Below are 17,275 nucleotides of genomic sequence, written 5' to 3' on the forward strand. Positions count from 1 at the left end.
AACCATACATGCAAACAATCGTCGAAAAGTGAACCTACCGGCGATGCTAGGCATGCCGAGAGCCTGCGCGGGTTTTCACTGTAGCAGGTGACAACACTACCCTTAGCCAACCGGTCGGAGCCGACCAGTTTGTCCGATGTCGACGAAGTGCTTGTTCGCAGGGCGCAAACGGCCTGTAAGCCTTCATAAGCGAGACCACACAGGTACTGGCTGGGAAAGCAGGTCCGTGGGATCTCGCATTTCAGTGATGTTCTGGAAGCGAGCGAATTTCATATCCGCAGGCATCTAATGCAGGAATCAGATTGGACAGCGCCATAACGGTCTGGTTGCGCAGACTGGCTTGAGTGCTCCGTGTCGACTCGTCGGGAGGGCATCCGTCGTGCAAGAGCACGATTGCGCCGGGGCGTACCGAGGCGAGCACTGCATCGACGATCGCGTCGGTGCCGGGGCGCGACCAGTCTCTTGGGTCGATCGACCAATGAAGGGCCGCCAGCCCCGCGATCTCTGAGGCAGTGAACACTTCTTCGCTCCAGGCGCCGTATGGCGCGCGAATGTAGCGGATCGAGGCCTGCGGGCATGCCAGCATGATGGCCTGGTTCGCCTCAAATACTTCACGTTGCACTTCGCCCAAACCGCATTTGGACAGGTCCGGATGAGACATCGTGTGGTTGCCTACCTCATGCCCTTCTGCGATCATTCGCTGGATGAGTTCCGGATGCTCTGCGGCGTAAGCACCAATGACGAAGAATGTCGCTGGCACCCGATTTTGCGCCAGCACATCGAGTATCTGTGGTGTGAAACATGGATTGGGACCGTCGTCAAACGTCAGATAAACGCTTCGACGCCCGGTGCCGTCAGCGCATTCACTCTGCACCTTCCATCTGTCATCGAGACGTCTCATAGCTGCGAACCCTTGCGGTCAATTGTTGTACCGGTCGGCCATTCGCAATCGGCATAACCCCGATCCTTGAGGTAGGGGCCTACGCTATCGGGGGGAGCTTGTCGCGAAGAGCCGACGCGATGCAGCTTGCGCCGATCACCGATGTACCTGGTCGAAAAGGGGATCGGCTCGCTTGATGTTCGGCGCAGACCAGGAGGGACACACCAGAAAATGCTCCTCGGAGCCAACGCATGCATCGACAATTTCCTTAGGGCTGCATCCTTGAATTCTTCCTATGGGACGTTCTGTACAATCGGCAAAATCGATTGTTTCGATGACAAGCATCCACGTTGCGGATAGATGAGACAAAGGCTTGGATCGCGTGCAACCTCACGGCGGCGGCAGCAGCATCAACCTTAGTCAGCCGGCCATGAGCGCGGCCGTCGCCCGGCCGCGCGACTATTTCAACGATGAACTGTTTACGATGAGCGGCCGCGAATGCGTTCTAACCCGCGTGCGGAACCGTCAGCGTCTCAGAGTCGAGCGACGACGTCGCGCAGCATCTCGACGCCTTTTTCGATCTGCCGGATGCTCAGGGCGGAATAGCCCATGACAAGCCCGACGCGGTCGGCTTCGCCTGCTCCCGACTGCCGATGATAAAGCGGCGAAATCGGGTGCAGACCCAGACCCGCGTATTGGGCAGCTTCGACCAACGCCGTTTCACGCGATCGCGGCAGGTCGTTGAACCATATGACGACGTGCAGTCCAGCCTCTGCCCCCTGGACGGCGATCCGACCTTGAAAACTGCGCTTCAGGGCGGTCAGCAATGCCTCCCGGCGCTCGCCGTTGATGCGGCGCACGCGGCGCACATGGCTTTCATAGCCACCGCTCTCGATCAGAGAGGCCAATGACTCCTGCCCCGCCATCGGAGAATGCCGGTCGGCAAGCTGCTTGGCGGTTTCGAAAACCTGCAGGAATTCCGCCGGGACGACGAGATAACCGATCCGCAGCATCGGCGAGAGCGTCTTGGAGATGGTGCCGAGGTAGATGACGGCCCCATGATCCTCGAGGCTATGCAGCGGGGGAACGGGGCTGATATCGTAGCGATATTCGCTGTCGTAGTCGTCCTCGATGACATAGGCGCCCTGCTCCCGCGCCCATTCCAGAAGCTGATGCCGCCGCGGGATCGGCATGACGCCGCCGAGCGGAAACTGATGCGAGGGCGTCACATAGGCCAGCCGGGCCGCGACCCCCGCCAGTTGCTCCGTTTGCATGCCGTGATCGTCAACCTCGACGGGAACGGGCGTGGCACCTGTACTGGCAAAGACCTGGCGCGCCATCCTGTAGCAGGGGTCCTCGATGACGAAGCTGTCCCCGGGGTCGAGCAGCAGGCGCGCGCAGAGATCGAGGCCCTGCTGCGAACCATTGACGATGACGATCTGCTCGGGGTCGCAGCGCACAGTACGGGCGCGCCAGAGATAGCCCTGAAGCGCTTGGCGGAGCCGGCTCGAACCGCACGGATCGTCATAGGCGAGCCGTGCCGGCCGCTGCGCCATCGCCGCGTTCATCGCGCGCTTCCAAACCGATGCGGGGAAATCTGAGGGCGCCAGGACGCCATATCGGAAATCAACCTTCAGCGTGTTCGGCAGGTAATCCGGCCAGCGCGGAGTACCACGCAGCCGTTCGCCATAGCTTGACAAGTGAACCGGGCCGAACCGTTTTGGGGGATTGGCGGTCAGCTCATGTCCCAGCAGTGAGGATGCGACACGAGGGCGCGCGCCTTGACGGATGTCGATGAAACCTTCCGCGGCCAGCTGCTCGTAGGCGACGGTGACGGTCGTTCGCGAGACGCCAAGTTCCTCGGCGAGACCACGGGAGGACGGCAGCTGGCTTCCGGTGCCGTAAACGCCTCTGAGGATCTGCTCGCGAAGCGCTTCGTAGATCTGGCGCGCGCCCATGCCATGCGAGCGGGTTGAAGCACCGGGACCTGGAGACTGGACCATTTCTTTTCCTGCCAACTGGACATTCCATATCAACCAGTTTGCAGCCACTCCTTCCGAAAGCCAAGGCACGTCTGAAGCCGATGCCCGAGACCGCAATCCAAGACCGGAAAGTGGCACATCTGCGAACGATGCCAAATTCGGCTTCGCTACCCTCGCGATCCATCACGGCTACGATCCGGCTGGTTTTCCCAATGCCGGTCAACCACGCGTCTTCCTGAGCTCGACCTACGATCGAAAGTGTTGCGGCGAATGAGGCCGCCGCCTTGGCGGCGCAATCCTCGGCGACGCGGAAGCCTCCACACGCTGTACGAAACGGGCTTGCGCTACATCACCGGCGCGGCGCTCTCGACCATGTCCTCCTTCCTGGTTGTGCGCGGGCTGAAAAGGACTCTCACGCTTCGCATGGAATGGCACAGCACCACGGCGCTTGCGATCGCGCAGGTGCGCGACGGGCATTCGGCCGTGGGTTAGGTGAGCTCCCCTTCCTCGACTCGCATCCCGATCAGGCGATTGCCCGAAAGGAGATGTCGGGCATCGCCAACGAGGGGGCCGAAGGGTCAAGGCGCGCTAAGACATGATCGTCGCCTCACCAACGCATTTTGCCAAAAGCATCTCAACGACGAATATGCCGGCTTGGCGCGCCGTAGGGCCGCCGCCTTATCCCGCGAGCGGCGCAGCCCGCTCGCACGTCCCGTCCGCTATGCGTAACACCAGGCTGATGCCGGAGACATAGGCAGTCACCGAACCGGGTCCGCCGTCGAGAAACGACGAATTGGTGCTGTCTTGAGCCACCGGCAAGCAAATCCATTACTGATCCTCGACTGCCATAGGCGTTATGCATGCTCGCAGCCTGGGCACAGTCATATGAAGATGCTTGGACAGAACGGTGTTTCGGCAACTGTTATCTGTCGTCCAGCTTTTGGCATCAGTTTTGATGGACGCGAGCAGCTTGCGAGGGACGCATCCGAACGCGGCGCTGCTCCCACAACCGTCGCAGTTCTCCTGTGAGAGCCTCGCGCTGGGCCTGATCCAGCGTAATTGTATCGAGGAGATCCGCGAGCACGGCTTCGCCCTCGATTCGCGTCAGCAGATCGAACAATTCAGGTGAAATACGCACACCGTCACGGCTGGAGTGATCCGTTCGGATTTCGCAGATGGTCTCCTGGCGATCCAGCGCCGTGTGAGCGCGGACCTTATACAGGGATACATAAGGCGGCAATGAAACCGCTAGCGCAGTCCAATCCTCCAGCGTTGCGGCCCGTTTTTTGACGAGGAACGGCCCGACCACAAGTCCATCCAACCCTGTCGTCAGGAACGTGGCAATCGAGTCTGCAACTGAATCCACGATCGGCTCGGCATTGTTGTTAAAGGACGTGTTGAGCAGAATTGGGATGCCAGTGCGCTGCTTGAAGGCATTGATGACGTCCCAGTAGGCCGGACTGGCCTTGCGCGATACTGTTTGCAGCCGAGCCGTACCGTCGACGTGCGTGATGGCGCCGAGCAAACCACGCTTGGAGTCGCGCACACGGACCACGAAATTCATGAAGGGAAATTCGCACGCACTGCCTGGGAGGTCGAAAAATTCGCGCGCATCCTCCTCCAGCACTGATGGGGCGAACGGGCGATACCCTTCCCGCTTCTTGACCATGGCGTTGATCCGGTCCTTGTTTGTGGCGGGCCTGGGGTCGGCAAGAATGCTGCGATTTCCGAGCGCGCGCGGCCCGAACTCCGAACGACCTTGCACCCAGCCGATCACGGCGCCACCGGCCATCCACTCGGCTGCCCTATCCGCCACCTCCTCAGTGCGTTCAAACTCCAGGTGCCCCGCCCATGCCTTTAGTTCCTCTTCCACAGCATGATCGCTCGCGAGATCCGGCCCCCAATAAACCTCCTGCAATCGCGCACGCGGCGCGGGGCGGCCCAACTCACCAGACACGATTAATGCAGCGCCCAATGCGCAGCCAGCGTCATGCGACGCGGGCTGCACGAAGATGTCTTCGAAAAGGCCTGAATAGAGCAGCTTGCCGTTCATGGAGCAATTGTGCGCAACGCCACCGGCCAGGCACAGCCGCGTCATCCCCGTGGCCTCACGATGATGCCGAAGAATGTGAAACACGATGCGTTCGAGTGCTTCCTGTAGCGACGCACTCACATCTTTGTGCTGCTGAGTGAATGGCATTCCCTTTTGCCGGACCTGAATGGTGCGAAGCAAAGTCGGACCGATGCGGTCCAGGTGGACGCGATACTCGCCGTTTGCAGACAGTTCATAGAACTGCTCGAAAAGCTCGCGATAGGGAACGGGATCGCCGTAGGGGGCAAGCCCCATTACCTTATATTCATCGAACAAGCCGTAGCCGAGATACCGGATCACCTCGAGATAAAATAGCCCAAGGGAATTGTTCTCTGGGAAAGTCGCGAGTTGCGAAATTTCAGCACCAGATCCTACCGCCACAAGACCCGACTGGAAATCACCAGAGCCATCAATCGCGAAAATCAGACTTTGCTCGAAGCCCGACATTGCAAAAGCACTCACGGCGTGCGCCTGATGATGACTTACGAATGAGATACGCGAAGGGTCGAGCTCGCTACCGAACTCCTGCGCCAACAGCTGCTGCACCAAAAATTTGGCATCCAACGGAATGGAGGCGTCGGGCTCGGAAGCAAGCATGTTTTCGAGCATGGCGTTGCAATAGGCTTCGGTAGCGTAGTACGCCACATGATCGATTTCGCTGAGCTGAACCCCAGCGGCTGAAAGACAGTATTGAACCGAACTGATTGGGAGCTTGTTGGAGTGCTTGATCCGATTGAGGCGCTCCTCTTCTACGGCCGCGATGACCTGTCCGTCTCGGACGAGCACCGCAGCGCCATCGTGCATGAATGTATTCGCAATCTGGAATCGGTTTTCATAGACTTTGTCTAATCCGCCGCTCAATCCTAGACACAGCATCTCGCTCTCCGTTTATCGTACAGGAAGACTGAATTGGCCTGTCTCAAGGCCGTTTGATCAAAAACACAGGCTGCGTTGTCGTTCGCCGCCGCGAACGCCAGTCAGACATCACCAACCTCAAAGAAATTCTCTTACGCCTGGATCAACATGAGATCCTGTGATCGAGGTCCCGGGCGTTCCATAACGTTGAGAGATTGAGTGGATGCCACGAAGACCCTGGGTTGGATGCCGATTTGCGTTGGCGATGTCGTTTTTATTTGCAGCACGAAGTCCGTAGCGCATTGTTTATCTCACTCTCTTTCGTCAGCGCATTAGTCGGCGGCGCAACAGCGCCATCGAGAGGAAGAATGGCAACAGCGCGTACAGGCCGAGCACACCGACGTGCAGGGCGATGCCGCTGATCGGGCGATCAAGCATAACCGGACGAATGAGGTCGATCGCATGTGACAGCGGCATGCATCGCGCTATCTGCTGAAAGGCGCCAGGCAGCTGGTTCAATGGGAAAACGGCGCCCGACAGGAACAGCATAGGTGTGAGGACAAGCGTCTGGTAAAACACGAAGTAATCGTAGCTGGGCGAAAGTGCGGTGACGATCATCGCGAGGCTCGCAAATACGCACCCTGTCAGAGCAATGATTGGCAGCGCATAGAGTACGGACGGCCAGGCGGCATAGCCCAAGGTTGCGGTGACGATGGTAATAGCCGTACCGGCCATGAAGGCCTTGGTGGCTGCCCACGCCAGTTCACCCAGAACGATGTCGCCGAGGGTAACGTGCGTATACAGCATGGCTTCCCATGTGCGTTGAGAATGCATGCGAGCGAAAGCCGCGTACAATGTTTCCAGGGTAGATGCGGTCATCGCACTTACCGCGACCATGCCGGCCGCCAAAAAGGCGATATACGACGCACCGTCGACGCGGCCGACCATTATGCCGAGGCCGGTGCCTAGGCCGAAAAGGTAGATCATAGGATCGGCGAGGTTACCGAGAAGCGACACGAGTGCGACTTTCTTCCATGCCAGATAGTTGCGTCGCCATACCGCAACCCAGTTCCACGCATTGGCCGGCAGCGCCGCCGCAAAACCTTCAATCATCGCTCACTCCTCCATCTCGCGCCCGGTCAGCCGCAAGAAAACATCCTCGAGATTGGCTGGACGCAGAAGAAGACGCAGACCTGCTCGCCCCTGCAGTTGCGTGCGCACCTGGTCAGGGTCTGGCGCATAGCAATAAAGGGTTTCGCCGCTGACCTCGATGCGCTGGGAATGTGGCTTGACCAGCGAAAGCAACTCGTGCGGATCGCCGCCATAAATCTCCATGACCTGGCATCCGATATGCTCGTCGATCAGCGCCTGCGGGCCGCCTTCGGCGATGTTGCGGCCCTTTTCGAGCACGCACAGCCGATCGCATAATCGCTCAGCCTCTTCCATGAAATGCGTCGTCAGGATAATCGTCTTGCCGCGTGCCAACAGGGCGCGCAGCCGCTCCCAGATCAGGTGGCGCGCGTGCGGATCGAGGCCGGTGGTCGGCTCGTCCATCACAATGAGCTGGGGGTCGTTGATCAACGCCCGCGCCATTGTCAGGCATCGCTTCATGCCGCCGGACAGTTCCGAGACGCGCGCATCCGCCTTGCGCTCGAGGCGAGCGAACTCGAGAAGCGACGGGATGACCGCTTCGCTCTGACGTGTGCTCATGCCGAAGTAGCGTCCGAACACCAGCAGGTTCTCGCGTACGGTGAATTCCTGGTCAAGATTGTCGAATTGCGGGACCACGCCAATGCCCCTGCGTGCCAGCCGAGCGCGCGCCGGCACCGGGACGCCAAGCACCGTGATCGTGCCCGCGTCAGGGCATGTCATGCCGAGGAGCATACGCGCAATCGTGCTTTTGCCCGCCCCGTTTGGTCCGAGGAGGCCGAAACACTCTCCCGACGCAACGGAGAACGACAGTTCGTCGACAACGATCTTGTTCCCATATGACTTGGTTACGCCGGCAAAATCGACTGCCACGGTTGACGCAGAGTCAGGCACGGAGCTTTTCGCGCTTGTTTGCCCGTGAGACTCCCGTTCGATCGCAGGAGTCTCGAGCCGCCGCAAATCCTCTGGGCCCAACTTACGCTTCAACACTTGATGTTTCTGGTCCTGGCTCAAAACTCTTCTACCTGCGATCAAGTAACTATTGCTGTTCGCTGTAAGCGGCGTCAGATCCCACCAGGTTTGGCTTTGGAAGGGCGTCGCCGGTGTCTTGCACATTGGCCGCAGAGCTTCGCGACAACCAATCGCTGTTGCTCAATGTACACAGCGCGTATGCTTTCAAGGGGAGCAAGAGAAAGATGTTGATGAGTGTGTGGAGCGAGAACCCGAGAAATCGAAGTTGGCGCGCACGAAACGCTGCCACGCTGCAGCGAACTATAGTCATGGCTGCAATCATCAGGCATGCCGTCCAAGGCACAGTACCTGTCGTTACGAATTGCGCGAGCCCCGCCAGAATCGACAAAGAGAGCAATAATGGGCCAATATTCTGGCCAATCACGTCCAATGTGAGATAAATATTAAGGCCGCGCAGCAGTTGGAACGCCAGCAACGTGTCACGGAAAGTGCTCCGGGCCCAGCGAAGCTGTTGGCGCAGATAGGGACCCATGCTGTTGGGAACGACTGTTGCCGCGACGGCCTCCGAGACATACTCTGTTCGAAAGCCTGCTTTCAGCATCAGGATCGTAAGGTGGCGGTCCTCGCCGAAGTCGCTCGGCTTCCCTCGAAAGCGCTGCGTCTCGTACTGATCCAGCAGCGAAACAAGCGCGGATCGCCGGTACATGGCACACGGACCGCAGCAACACATGACGGCACCGAACCGAGCCTGCGCTGCGCGCTCTTCGTTGCAGGCGAGCCAGTATTCCATGTCGATCAACCGCGTCAGCCAAGTTTCACTGCGATTGCTAGCCGCCAACTGGCCCATGGCGGCGCCGACCGCTTGATCTTGCATCTTTAGCGCAAGCCTGGTGATGACGTCCGGGGCGAGTATCGTGTCCGAATCTACATTCAGCACCAAATCTCCGCACGAGCGGCGAATCGCGGCAATCTGCGCCTTGCGCTTTCCGACATTCTTTGGGAGCGCAACGAAGTTGAACCTCGGGTCGCCCGCGTATTCCTCGTGTACACCCACGAGGGCATCGCGGTTTGCAGAACCGTCATCAACAACATAGACCTGCAGTTTGCCGGCGTAGTCCTGACTTGCAATGGAAGCCAGGCAGTCCGAGAGGGTGCGAGGCGCCTCGTTGTAGCACGGGATAATGACATCGACGCTCGGCCAAGGCTCACCGCTGGGCGGGTCGCCCGAGGTCGGCGGTACGTTTGTAGGCAGGGTATAAAAGACCTGCGCGGTTTTATAGACGGTCGACAGCAGCGCGTAAGAGCAGATGGCAACAGTACTGGCTGAGGCAAATAGGTTCATGAGATGTCAGATTTTTCAGTGAATTTGAGGGAAGCGGGCGGATAGTAAAACCGCGGCCACTGCTGGAATCAGCTCGATCAACGCCATGGGGGCGGGTCGCGCTGACTGACGTCGTAGCGGGTGTCCTTCATAGCTCTGGACCGTTCCGATCGATCAAAGTGCCGGCCGGCCACTCGCTCATTGAGCGTCCAATTGGGAGCACCAGGACGAGTACGTTGTCGTCGACTCGCGTGGGAGGCAGATCGAGGTACACGTCCGGGTGGGTTGAACGCACGCGAACGCCCGACAAAATGTTCGCCAAGCCTTTGCGGCAGAACCTCGAAACATGGTTCCGGAGCGCGGGCCGCACCGAGCCGAACGCGAATGGAACGCCAAGCTGCTGCAGCACCGGATACATCACGCTGATCGAATGGGCGATTCCCAGCCCCTCAAGATCCGGACGCACCCCGTATAGACCGAGTTCAGCGACAAGCAGATCATCGTCGCCAACTTTGATGTATCGGCGCAGCAGGCCCAAGTGAGCCGCTACCCCGTGCACATCACGGCCGATTACGCGGAGCTCCGGCCTTGCACCGGCCCAACTTCGACCGCCTGCGAATTGCTTCCCATTAAAGGCTCCGGTCGGCTCATAGGTCTTCCGGAAGAACTCAGAGAGTTCGAGGTGATCGGGAAGCTGCAACTCATTTTCCCAGCATAACCTCCACTGCACGTCAGGGCGCATGCGAAGACTTCCTCTTTTTCGGGTTCTTTTGTGCACCTCACGCGGTAGAGCAATGGCGGTGCATGTCATGGGTCTATGAACGGCCCTCCCGGATTGGTAAAATTGATTGTTTAGATCGCGAGCATCCACGCTATGGATGTTAAAACCATGCCTTTCAAAGCCTGATCTGAACCTTCTGGTCGTGCTCGATTGGCCCGATAAGCGGCGGCACCGATGGCAGCTGTCGGTGACACAACCTGATTCAAGAGCGGCCGCCAGCGCGTGGCTGCGCCCGTGCCGAAGCAGCGATCAAGTGGAGGACGGCCCGACTGTTAGGCGTCAGCAAACGCGGCGACCGTTGGCGCACGCGATGATGCATGGCGATCGCGCAGCTCTGGATCGCCGGCGGCAAACAGGTTCCGTGAAGCTCTATCGCGCTCGCCAACAGGAATCGTCTGGTCAATGCTTTCGAGTGTTGCCGGTCAACCGGACTGTCGGTGAAAGCACCTGGAGAGCGGGAAGGAGGGCGCGCCCGGATGGCGCTACTTCGAACGAATTGTTTGAGGTTTTGGCCGACTGGAACACACAGCTTGAGCACCTGAGGCCTGAAGTGCGCGAAGGAGCTGGCCCCTAAGTCTTCATTCCGTGCGAGGGATCAAAAATCATCGCACACAGAAAGGCAGCCTAAGGAGCGTCAGCACTTGCGCCGGCCGAAGGGCCGGGACGCGGGACTGACTGCAACGACGAGATCGGTTAAAAGGGCAGCCGTAGGAGTGTCAGCATAGCGCCGCATAAGGCGGGACACGGGACCGACGGCCCCCGACGAGGAGTGCCGCTTTCCCGGCTAGGGATCGTCACCTACCTGGGCCGAAACACCTTTGAGGTTCGGTGGCGGCAGCCGTAGAGCCCGTCCCGCATAGGGAGCCATGCAAAATAAGGACTTCGCTTCATGTGGGCATCTATGGGTCATTTATTGGGTAAAGCCGTTACGCAAAATGGCAGAGGTGGGGAACGGTCACCCCGCCGCTTCCGAACCTGATGTCTGGACCGGAAAGGCTTCGGCCGACGTCTGGGGCCGTTGAGGTGGAAGCGGGCGAAAACCCCTCGAGGCTCGCGGCGCTGAACATCGAGCCGCATGAAGAAGCCGGATGTAGTCAGCGGTTGTTACCATCAACCGGATCCAGCTACTTGTTGCATCGGGCGCTCTTATACGTCCGCATATTGGGTCAGCTTGACACCGCAGAAGCGCACAGTGTCTCCCAGTGTTTTATCAGGCAGCGGAAATCGGCTTTCGGAAGAGAGCCAGCAGGCAGTCTTCATTGATCGACGCGCCCCGGCACTCGATGCACTCGATCTCGGTCAACGATTCGTTCAGCATGGCGATGGTGGTCTCTGCACCAGCAGCGTGCCCCCAGCGTTGGCAATTGGCGTCACGTGCCGACCCGAAAACCAGCTGCCCGCCTGGCGCAAGCAGACCTACCAGGTTGCGGACTGCCGCGCGGATCTGAACGAGGTCTCCGACGTAGTAAAGAACCTCCGCAACGACGATCAGGTCGAACAGCTCATCACTCGAAAACTGTTGAACATCGGAAATTATCCAGCTGATGTGCGGCGTCTCCTTCATGCGTAAACGTGCTCGGGTAATCGCTGGCTCCACGACATCGATCACAGTGAGCCGCTGGCAAATGGGGGCTAGCCGCTCCGTAAAAGCGCCGGCAGCGCACCCGACTTCGAGCGCATTCGCGACTCGACCTTGCGCAAGTGACAACCGGAGAATTTGGGTGTGGCGCTCCCGCTCGAACGGGTTGCCATCGAGCCGCCATGGATCGTCTGCGGCCATTTCTCGATTCAGCAGTTCATGATCGATTTGGGTCAAATTCGCACCTAGCTAAGGCAGCAATCACCGGCGCTGCAAATGCCGTCAGATGTCGGTAGGGTCGGGACCGTACTGCGGGCCGAGGCAGTTGATTTCGGTCACGCTCCTAATTGGGTCAGCAGGATTGGCAAAATTGATTGTTTGGATGACAACCATCCACGCAGTGAACACATCGAAGGCGGAATTGGGCGTGGATTCGCACACACACGGCGATTGACACGTTGACGATCCGCGATGGAAGAGGCTCGCGGCATTCAGCAGCCCCGTCTTCATCAAGCTGATCCCGCGCAGCCGCGACCGCTCCCATCGAACCACACGCGCCCGCCTGCTACGACGCCGCAGGCTGATGCTGACACTATGGTGACTGGGGTTTACCGCCTCAGCATGGCCGCAATGCCATGACGGACAAAGGGAAGATGTTGGCCGAGGCGCAGCCCGACATGCCTTGCAAGCCGTGCCGCCGGATGCTCGCTTGAGTAGAGTCCGACGAGGATATTCGTAGCATGGTAGAGCGGCGCCGCCGACAGGCGCAGTCGGCTTTCATATCTGTGGAGCATGTCGGGGTCGGCAATGTCGCGACGGTCGCGCCATGCGGTCTCTATACCGCGGGCGAGCTGCTTCTGGCCGCCAAGGCCGATGTTGAAGCCATGCGCGGTCACCGGGTGCATGCCAATGGCGGCGTCGCCGATCAATGCGGCGCTCGGCGCCCGGAACCTGTGCGCCCAGGTCGTGACCAACGGATAGATATAGCGTTGGCTTGCCAGGCTCATGGTGCCGAGGCGCCCTCGACAGCGCTTTGTCAACTCCCTCAGGAACAACTCGTCGTCGAGGGCAAGCAGTCCGTCGGCCTCGTTTGAGGGCAAAGTCAAAAGCAGCGACGACACGCCTGGCGCGAGGGGCAACATCGCCACCGTCTGATGGTGATCGAACCATTCGATCGCGATCTGGCGGTGGGGGCGCTCGTGCCTCACCCGGCAAATCAGCATCGAGTTGCCAAGCCGATTGATATCGGCGCCGATCCCGAGCAGATTGCGGGTGGCGGAAAAACGCGAATCGGCTGCAACGAGAAGCCGAGCGCTCAGCTGCCTGCCATTGGAGAGCGTTATCACTGCTCCTTGACGGCTGTTTGTTGCACGCACGACCGAGTGGCCGCACAGCAGCCGGGCATGGCCCCGCAAGCGGATGATCTTGAACAGGGCATCGCGGATCTGGCAATTCGGGACCAGAACGCCCAGTGGTTCCGCGGATCCGCCGGGGGCATCGAAACACAACGCAAACGGGCTCGATCCGTTGAGGACGCGTGCGCCTTGAAGCGGTGACTTGTCCGAAGCGGAGATAACATCCCAGGCGCCGAGCTCGCGAAGGATTCCAATCGAGGCGTGGGTGAGCGCGATCTCGCGGCCGTCGAAAGCCGGACTTGCCAGTCTTTCCAGGGCCTGCCCTTCGACAACCGCCAGTTTGAGCTGGCTATAGGCAAGCGATGCGGCGAAGGAAAGTCCGACCGGCCCGGCGCCCACGACAATAATGTCGAAGCTGTCGTCACAGCCGGCCATCAGCGTGGCGCCAGCGCGTCGGTTCTCTTCGTGAGATGTTGGGGGAGTCGAGCCGCATGTCGTGCATCGATTGCGCTGTGATCTATTGCCCGCATCGCCTCAAGCGCGTTTCTCACGTCGGTTCCTGGCTGGTGAAGCGTCATTTGCCTGCTGTATGATCTGGATTGTCAAGATGATGGGAGCGACGACCAGGCTGTCGGTCAGCCCATGCGTTTTCCCGTGAAGGACTGGGCGATCAAACCACGCCGACAAGGGCGTGGCCTTGATCTGGGTCAGTCGAGGCCCAACCGGCGTCAGATGACATCGATCCAATCCAGTCATGTGCCAGCTGATCCCATGACGACGCCATGGCACCAGCCAGCCCAAGGGAGAACCAGGCGTCTGATCTGGGGAAGGCTGTTTTAAGGACTTTTTGCGAGATCAGCGAATAACCGGCTCGCCATGGAAGCGCCGGCGCGAGGGCGGCGAGACGCCGAAGCCGACTTCCATCATCAGCCGTGGCGTGCGCGACGGTACGGTGCCCATATGGAAGCCGAACGGATCCTCGACGAAACCGAGACCGGCTTCGCCGGTCAGCGTGACGGGGCTGTCATCGCCATAGACCTTGAGAACCTCCTGCGCCGGATGGCCGACAAGCAGCGTCAGCTGATGCTTGATGGCGCGGCGGTTATGACTGCCACGGACATAAACATGCGGGCCGGTGCCCTCGTCGACCGGCGTCAGATAGAAGAAGAATTTCAGCATCCGCCAGTCATCGAGGTCGAAATGATACTTGCCGAGCGAGGCACGGTTCTTGTCGGCGTCGGAAGCCTCGCTGGTCGGGAAGCTCCACCACACGCGTGTGGTGATCAATTTCGCCTGAGCGCCCAGATAATGCGCGGCGATGTCGAGCAGCAGCGGGTCGTTCTGGATGGCGACCGCTGCCTTGCAGTCGAGGATGTGTTCGAAAAAGTGTCCGCTGAGCAGCGAGCGGCCGAAACGCTTCTCGGCCTCGGCATGGTCCTCAGCCATGAATTCGAGACGGCGATCGAAATTGCCGAAACAAGGCGTGTAGCGGGCGAAGGCGGCGATCTCCTCATGGATGGAAGTCGGCAGGACGAGCCCGCAAAACAGCCCGTCCGACCGCAGCGCCTCGACAATTTCCTGGCGATCGACGCCGGCAAACATGGTGTCGTGGGCCTTTTGCGACACGCGAACCGGCTTAGCCCCACGCCAGTGCATCCGGCGCGCCGGCATGGTGCGGGCGAGCACGAACATCGGCAGCCATGCCGGGTTCTCGCGAATGTCCGACAGATAGGTCGGAATGCGCACGGCGATGCGGCGCAGCACGCCGCCGTTTCGCGCGATGGCCTCGAGACTGGCGGCGCCGGATTTGTCAGGGCTCGAAAGGGTCATGAAGGGTCCTCAGCTATGAATGCAATATGATATCGACGAAGCATCGGTTCTCACTGCCTCGCCGCTGGTCCAAGCCCGATTCCCGCAACGGAAGGACGTGTAGGCGCGCGTCGGTTTTTGTGCAACGCACAATAGCCTTGCGCGTGGCACATGCTGTTCGGATCGCCGTGCGCATCAGCCAATATTCCAGCGGCAGGCAAACGGGGCGGCGGCACTTAAAAAGAGCCGCCGCCCGGCTTGGCACCTATTGGCGGACGAACAGCGGCTGCACGCTCGCCCATTGATCGGCGGTGCGGAAGCCGCCGCGTTTCGTGTAGCTTTCGACCGGGAATTTCATCCAGTTGGGCATCCAGTTGTCGGTTTTCTCGCGGCCGTTCTTGCCCGCGAGGCAATCGCGGATGATCTTCTTTTGCGTCTTGACCTTCTCGGCGACATTGCCGTCGGCGACAGGCTTGCCGGCGAGGTCGGCCAGCATCGCATTGGCGATCTCCCTGTCGCGCAGCAGGTCGAAGAAGGCGTCGTCCGGTTGCCACCACGCACCCATGTCGATGCCCAGATGGTTGCCGAGGGCCTCGACGACGGCGCTGCCGGCTTCGAGCGTCTCGGCCATGACAAGGCTGAGAACGCGCATGACATCGTTGTCGCAAAGTGCCAGCAAACGGGCAAAGACTGCGGCAAGCGCAAAGGCGTCGCCATTGCCGCCGGCTATCGCGCCCTCCTCGTCGGCCTGCCCAAGCAGCGCCAGCACCGCGCGCCGTTTTTCGGCGAATGCGGCTTCGGCCCTGGACGCAGCAATGCTTGCCGCCACCGCTTCATTGGCGGTGCGCTGCGGCTCGCGGCGAACCTGCCACAGGCCCGAGCCTGCGATGGCATGCGCCACCATCAGGCGCAGCGCGACACAAGGATGGTCGAGCATGGCAGTACGCACGGCACCGTGGCGGTGCAGATCGACATAGTTCTGCATCGGCCCGGTGAGTTCCGGTCGCGACGGCTTGGCGGGCGTTTCGTCGTGCGCGCCGCCCTCGCCTTGCGCGCGGGCGCGGCGGGCTTCCTTGCGCGACAGCCAGCCCTCGTGGCATTCGACCGCGCCGCGATGCGAGACCGATATGAAGACCTTGCCGCCCTTCTTCCTCGGCGTCTTTTCATGGTCCCATGACTGGAAATGCTGCCCCGGTTCCAGCACGGCGACCTCGGGCCAGCCGGCTTCCAGATAGGCATCGCGTTTGGCGGCAATCGCCTCGTTCTGCTTTTGCCAGAACAGGTCGGCATCGGCGAAATAGCTGTCCTCGCCGAACAGGTCGCAGACGATCAGGCCCGGATAGTCCTCGATGGGGAACAGCGCCACCTTGGTAGAAATCGACTGGCCGCCGAACAGCCATTGTTTCAATTGGTAGCCGCGCGGCGCGTATTGCTCGGGATCGGCATAAAGCGCCAGCCAATCCTTCTGCTGCGCCTTGGAGGCCATGGTCAGATGGCGCGCCGTCTCGGCGTCGATGTCCTCGCGCCGATAGGCCTCGCGGATCTTGGGCAGAAGATCGCCGAGCGCCAGAATGCGTTTGACCAGAAGCTCGGTGATGCCGAAAGTGGCGGCGATGTCACCAACGCTGCGGCCCTCCTTGATCAGCCGCGAAAACGTCTCCCACTGCGACACCTCGTCGGGATCGAGCCGGGCGAAGTTTTCGATCAGCGAGGCCTCGAGCGCGTCGGCGTCGTCGCCGTCTTCCATGATGGCGCAGGGCAAGGCATTGCCCTGGCCGCGCTCGTCGGCGAGCGACTTCGCGGCGAAATAGCGGCGCCGGCCGGCGACGATCTCGAAGCTTTCCGGCGTGCCGTTGGGCCGCACCAACAGCGGCACCAGGACGCCGCGCGCGCGAACCGACGGCAGGATGTCCGACACGTCGGGCGCGCGTTTGGAATGGCGCATGTTGAGCGCGGAAATGTTGAGCTTATCAAGCGGAATGTGGGCAAGTTGCATGGTTTGTCTCCTTCGTTGCGGGGTGGGATTGCCCCGCCGCAGAGGCTGCAGGCCGGCGCGGCGGGACGGTTTTCGCGCCTAGCGGCGCGTCTGTTCCGCCGTGTCGGGCGGAAGCTTGGAATCGGCGTTGCCAAGGGCTTCTGCCGCCTGTCGCAGCAGCCGGTCGGCTTCGGTGATGTGGCCGGCGCTGTACGCTGCCTGGGCGTAGACGGAGAGCGGAAAGCGCGCCTTGAATCCAAGGTCGCGCTCGATGCCGAGGCCAAGCCGCCCCTTGACGCTTGCAAGCTCGGCAAGACTGACGCTGCCGAGTTCGGGGAAGCCGAAGCCGAGGTCGCAAAGGCCGAAAAGGGTGTCGCCGTCGGCGTCGAGTTCGGTGAGAAGCCAGGTTGCTGGGCCGGTAGGATCGAACAGTTTGACCACCGGGACATGGTCGGTTTCGGTGTCGGTTGCGCCATTGGCGAGCAGCAGGGCGCAAAGCTCGTCGGTGATCAGGATCATGGGAAA

14 protein-coding genes and 1 pseudogene are annotated in these 17,275 nt (G+C 60.4%); 3 read left to right on the forward strand and 12 right to left on the reverse strand.

Annotated features, from left to right (window positions below):
- Positions 1 to 241: 241 nt before the first annotated feature.
- On the reverse strand, positions 242 to 901 hold the full coding sequence (gene nodB, locus JN280_RS33830; RefSeq protein ID WP_010913829.1) for a chitooligosaccharide deacetylase NodB: 660 nt from the start codon (positions 899 to 901) through the stop codon (positions 242 to 244).
- A 329-nt stretch (positions 902 to 1,230) separates the two neighbouring features.
- On the opposite strand from nodB, the pseudogene JN280_RS33835 reads away from it, so the two are divergent.
- Positions 1,231 to 1,391, forward strand: a pseudogene (locus JN280_RS33835) (LysR family transcriptional regulator); the annotation flags it as partial.
- 22 nt (positions 1,392 to 1,413) lie between these two features.
- On the opposite strand, the gene pdxR reads toward JN280_RS33835, so the two are convergent.
- On the reverse strand, positions 1,414 to 2,883 hold the full coding sequence (gene pdxR, locus JN280_RS33840; protein ID WP_010913827.1) for a MocR-like pyridoxine biosynthesis transcription factor PdxR: 1,470 nt from the start codon (positions 2,881 to 2,883) through the stop codon (positions 1,414 to 1,416).
- A gap of 318 nt (positions 2,884 to 3,201) precedes the next feature.
- On the opposite strand from pdxR, the gene JN280_RS33845 reads away from it, so the two are divergent.
- Both JN280_RS33845 and JN280_RS40400 read left to right on the forward strand, forming a co-directional pair.
- Positions 3,202 to 3,354 carry a PLP-dependent transferase gene (locus tag JN280_RS33845; RefSeq protein WP_342216138.1) on the forward strand — a complete coding sequence of 51 codons (153 nt, stop codon included), beginning with the start codon at positions 3,202 to 3,204 and terminating at the stop codon, positions 3,352 to 3,354.
- Positions 3,355 to 3,591 (forward strand): DUF6398 domain-containing protein, encoded by a 237-nt coding sequence (locus JN280_RS40400; protein WP_244748460.1) that lies wholly within the window; start codon positions 3,355 to 3,357, stop codon positions 3,589 to 3,591. It abuts the gene before it with no gap.
- Between the two features lie 217 nt (positions 3,592 to 3,808).
- Here the strand turns inward: JN280_RS40400 and JN280_RS33850 are convergent, their stop codons facing one another.
- The 10 genes from JN280_RS33850 to JN280_RS33895 all read right to left on the reverse strand — a co-directional run bounded on the left by JN280_RS33850 (position 3,809) and on the right by JN280_RS33895 (position 17,269).
- Positions 3,809 to 5,830 carry a carbamoyltransferase family protein gene (locus JN280_RS33850; protein WP_199201271.1) on the reverse strand — a complete coding sequence of 674 codons (2,022 nt, stop codon included), beginning with the start codon at positions 5,828 to 5,830 and terminating at the stop codon, positions 3,809 to 3,811.
- A gap of 303 nt (positions 5,831 to 6,133) precedes the next feature.
- On the reverse strand, positions 6,134 to 6,922 hold the full coding sequence (locus tag JN280_RS33855; RefSeq protein WP_010913823.1) for an ABC transporter permease: 789 nt from the start codon (positions 6,920 to 6,922) through the stop codon (positions 6,134 to 6,136).
- Between the two features lie 3 nt (positions 6,923 to 6,925).
- Positions 6,926 to 7,948, reverse strand: a complete 1,023-nt coding sequence (gene nodI, locus JN280_RS33860) for a nodulation factor ABC transporter ATP-binding protein NodI (protein WP_010913822.1) — start codon at positions 7,946 to 7,948, stop codon at positions 6,926 to 6,928.
- Between the two features lie 49 nt (positions 7,949 to 7,997).
- Positions 7,998 to 9,272 carry a chitooligosaccharide synthase NodC gene (gene nodC, locus JN280_RS33865; protein WP_202308672.1) on the reverse strand — a complete coding sequence of 425 codons (1,275 nt, stop codon included), beginning with the start codon at positions 9,270 to 9,272 and terminating at the stop codon, positions 7,998 to 8,000.
- 127 nt (positions 9,273 to 9,399) lie between these two features.
- Positions 9,400 to 9,993, reverse strand: coding sequence for a NodA family N-acyltransferase (locus JN280_RS33870; protein ID WP_044549143.1), 594 nt, complete (start codon positions 9,991 to 9,993; stop codon positions 9,400 to 9,402).
- 1,249 nt (positions 9,994 to 11,242) lie between these two features.
- The gene (nodS, locus tag JN280_RS33875; protein WP_010913819.1) at positions 11,243 to 11,848 is read right to left on the reverse strand and encodes a nodulation methyltransferase NodS; all 606 of its coding nucleotides are present in this window, start codon (positions 11,846 to 11,848) and stop codon (positions 11,243 to 11,245) included.
- Between the two features lie 371 nt (positions 11,849 to 12,219).
- Entirely contained in the window at positions 12,220 to 13,401 is a 1,182-nt protein-coding gene (ubiM, locus tag JN280_RS33880) for a 5-demethoxyubiquinol-8 5-hydroxylase UbiM (RefSeq protein ID WP_202308674.1), read from the reverse strand.
- 420 nt (positions 13,402 to 13,821) lie between these two features.
- Positions 13,822 to 14,796, reverse strand: a complete 975-nt coding sequence (locus tag JN280_RS33885; RefSeq protein WP_202296089.1) for a hypothetical protein — start codon at positions 14,794 to 14,796, stop codon at positions 13,822 to 13,824.
- 244 nt (positions 14,797 to 15,040) lie between these two features.
- Positions 15,041 to 16,771 carry a ParB/RepB/Spo0J family partition protein gene (locus JN280_RS33890; RefSeq protein WP_202308676.1) on the reverse strand — a complete coding sequence of 577 codons (1,731 nt, stop codon included), beginning with the start codon at positions 16,769 to 16,771 and terminating at the stop codon, positions 15,041 to 15,043.
- A gap of 78 nt (positions 16,772 to 16,849) precedes the next feature.
- The gene (locus tag JN280_RS33895) at positions 16,850 to 17,269 is read right to left on the reverse strand and encodes a DUF2958 domain-containing protein (RefSeq protein WP_202296093.1); all 420 of its coding nucleotides are present in this window, start codon (positions 17,267 to 17,269) and stop codon (positions 16,850 to 16,852) included.
- Positions 17,270 to 17,275: the final 6 nt, after the last annotated feature.

The sequence above is a fragment of the Mesorhizobium sp. L-8-10 genome (genome assembly GCF_016756635.1).
Lineage (GTDB): Bacteria > Pseudomonadota > Alphaproteobacteria > Rhizobiales > Rhizobiaceae.

Bases quoted from the DNA above. Each gene is read 5' to 3' on its own strand.
- nodB (WP_010913829.1), bottom strand. From the start codon at position 901: ATGAGACGTCTCGATGACAGATGGAAGGTGCAGAGTGAATGCGCTGAC.
- pdxR (WP_010913827.1), bottom strand. From the start codon at position 2,883: ATGGTCCAGTCTCCAGGTCCCGGTGCTTCAACCCGCTCGCATGGCATG.
- JN280_RS33850 (WP_199201271.1), bottom strand. From the start codon at position 5,830: ATGCTGTGTCTAGGATTGAGCGGCGGATTAGACAAAGTCTATGAAAAC.
- JN280_RS33855 (WP_010913823.1), bottom strand. From the start codon at position 6,922: ATGATTGAAGGTTTTGCGGCGGCGCTGCCGGCCAATGCGTGGAACTGG.
- nodC (WP_202308672.1), bottom strand. From the start codon at position 9,272: ATGAACCTATTTGCCTCAGCCAGTACTGTTGCCATCTGCTCTTACGCG.
- JN280_RS33870 (WP_044549143.1), bottom strand. From the start codon at position 9,993: ATGCGCCCTGACGTGCAGTGGAGGTTATGCTGGGAAAATGAGTTGCAG.
- ubiM (WP_202308674.1), bottom strand. From the start codon at position 13,401: ATGGCCGGCTGTGACGACAGCTTCGACATTATTGTCGTGGGCGCCGGG.
- JN280_RS33885 (WP_202296089.1), bottom strand. From the start codon at position 14,796: ATGACCCTTTCGAGCCCTGACAAATCCGGCGCCGCCAGTCTCGAGGCC.
- JN280_RS33890 (WP_202308676.1), bottom strand. From the start codon at position 16,771: ATGCAACTTGCCCACATTCCGCTTGATAAGCTCAACATTTCCGCGCTC.
- JN280_RS33895 (WP_202296093.1), bottom strand. From the start codon at position 17,269: ATGATCCTGATCACCGACGAGCTTTGCGCCCTGCTGCTCGCCAATGGC.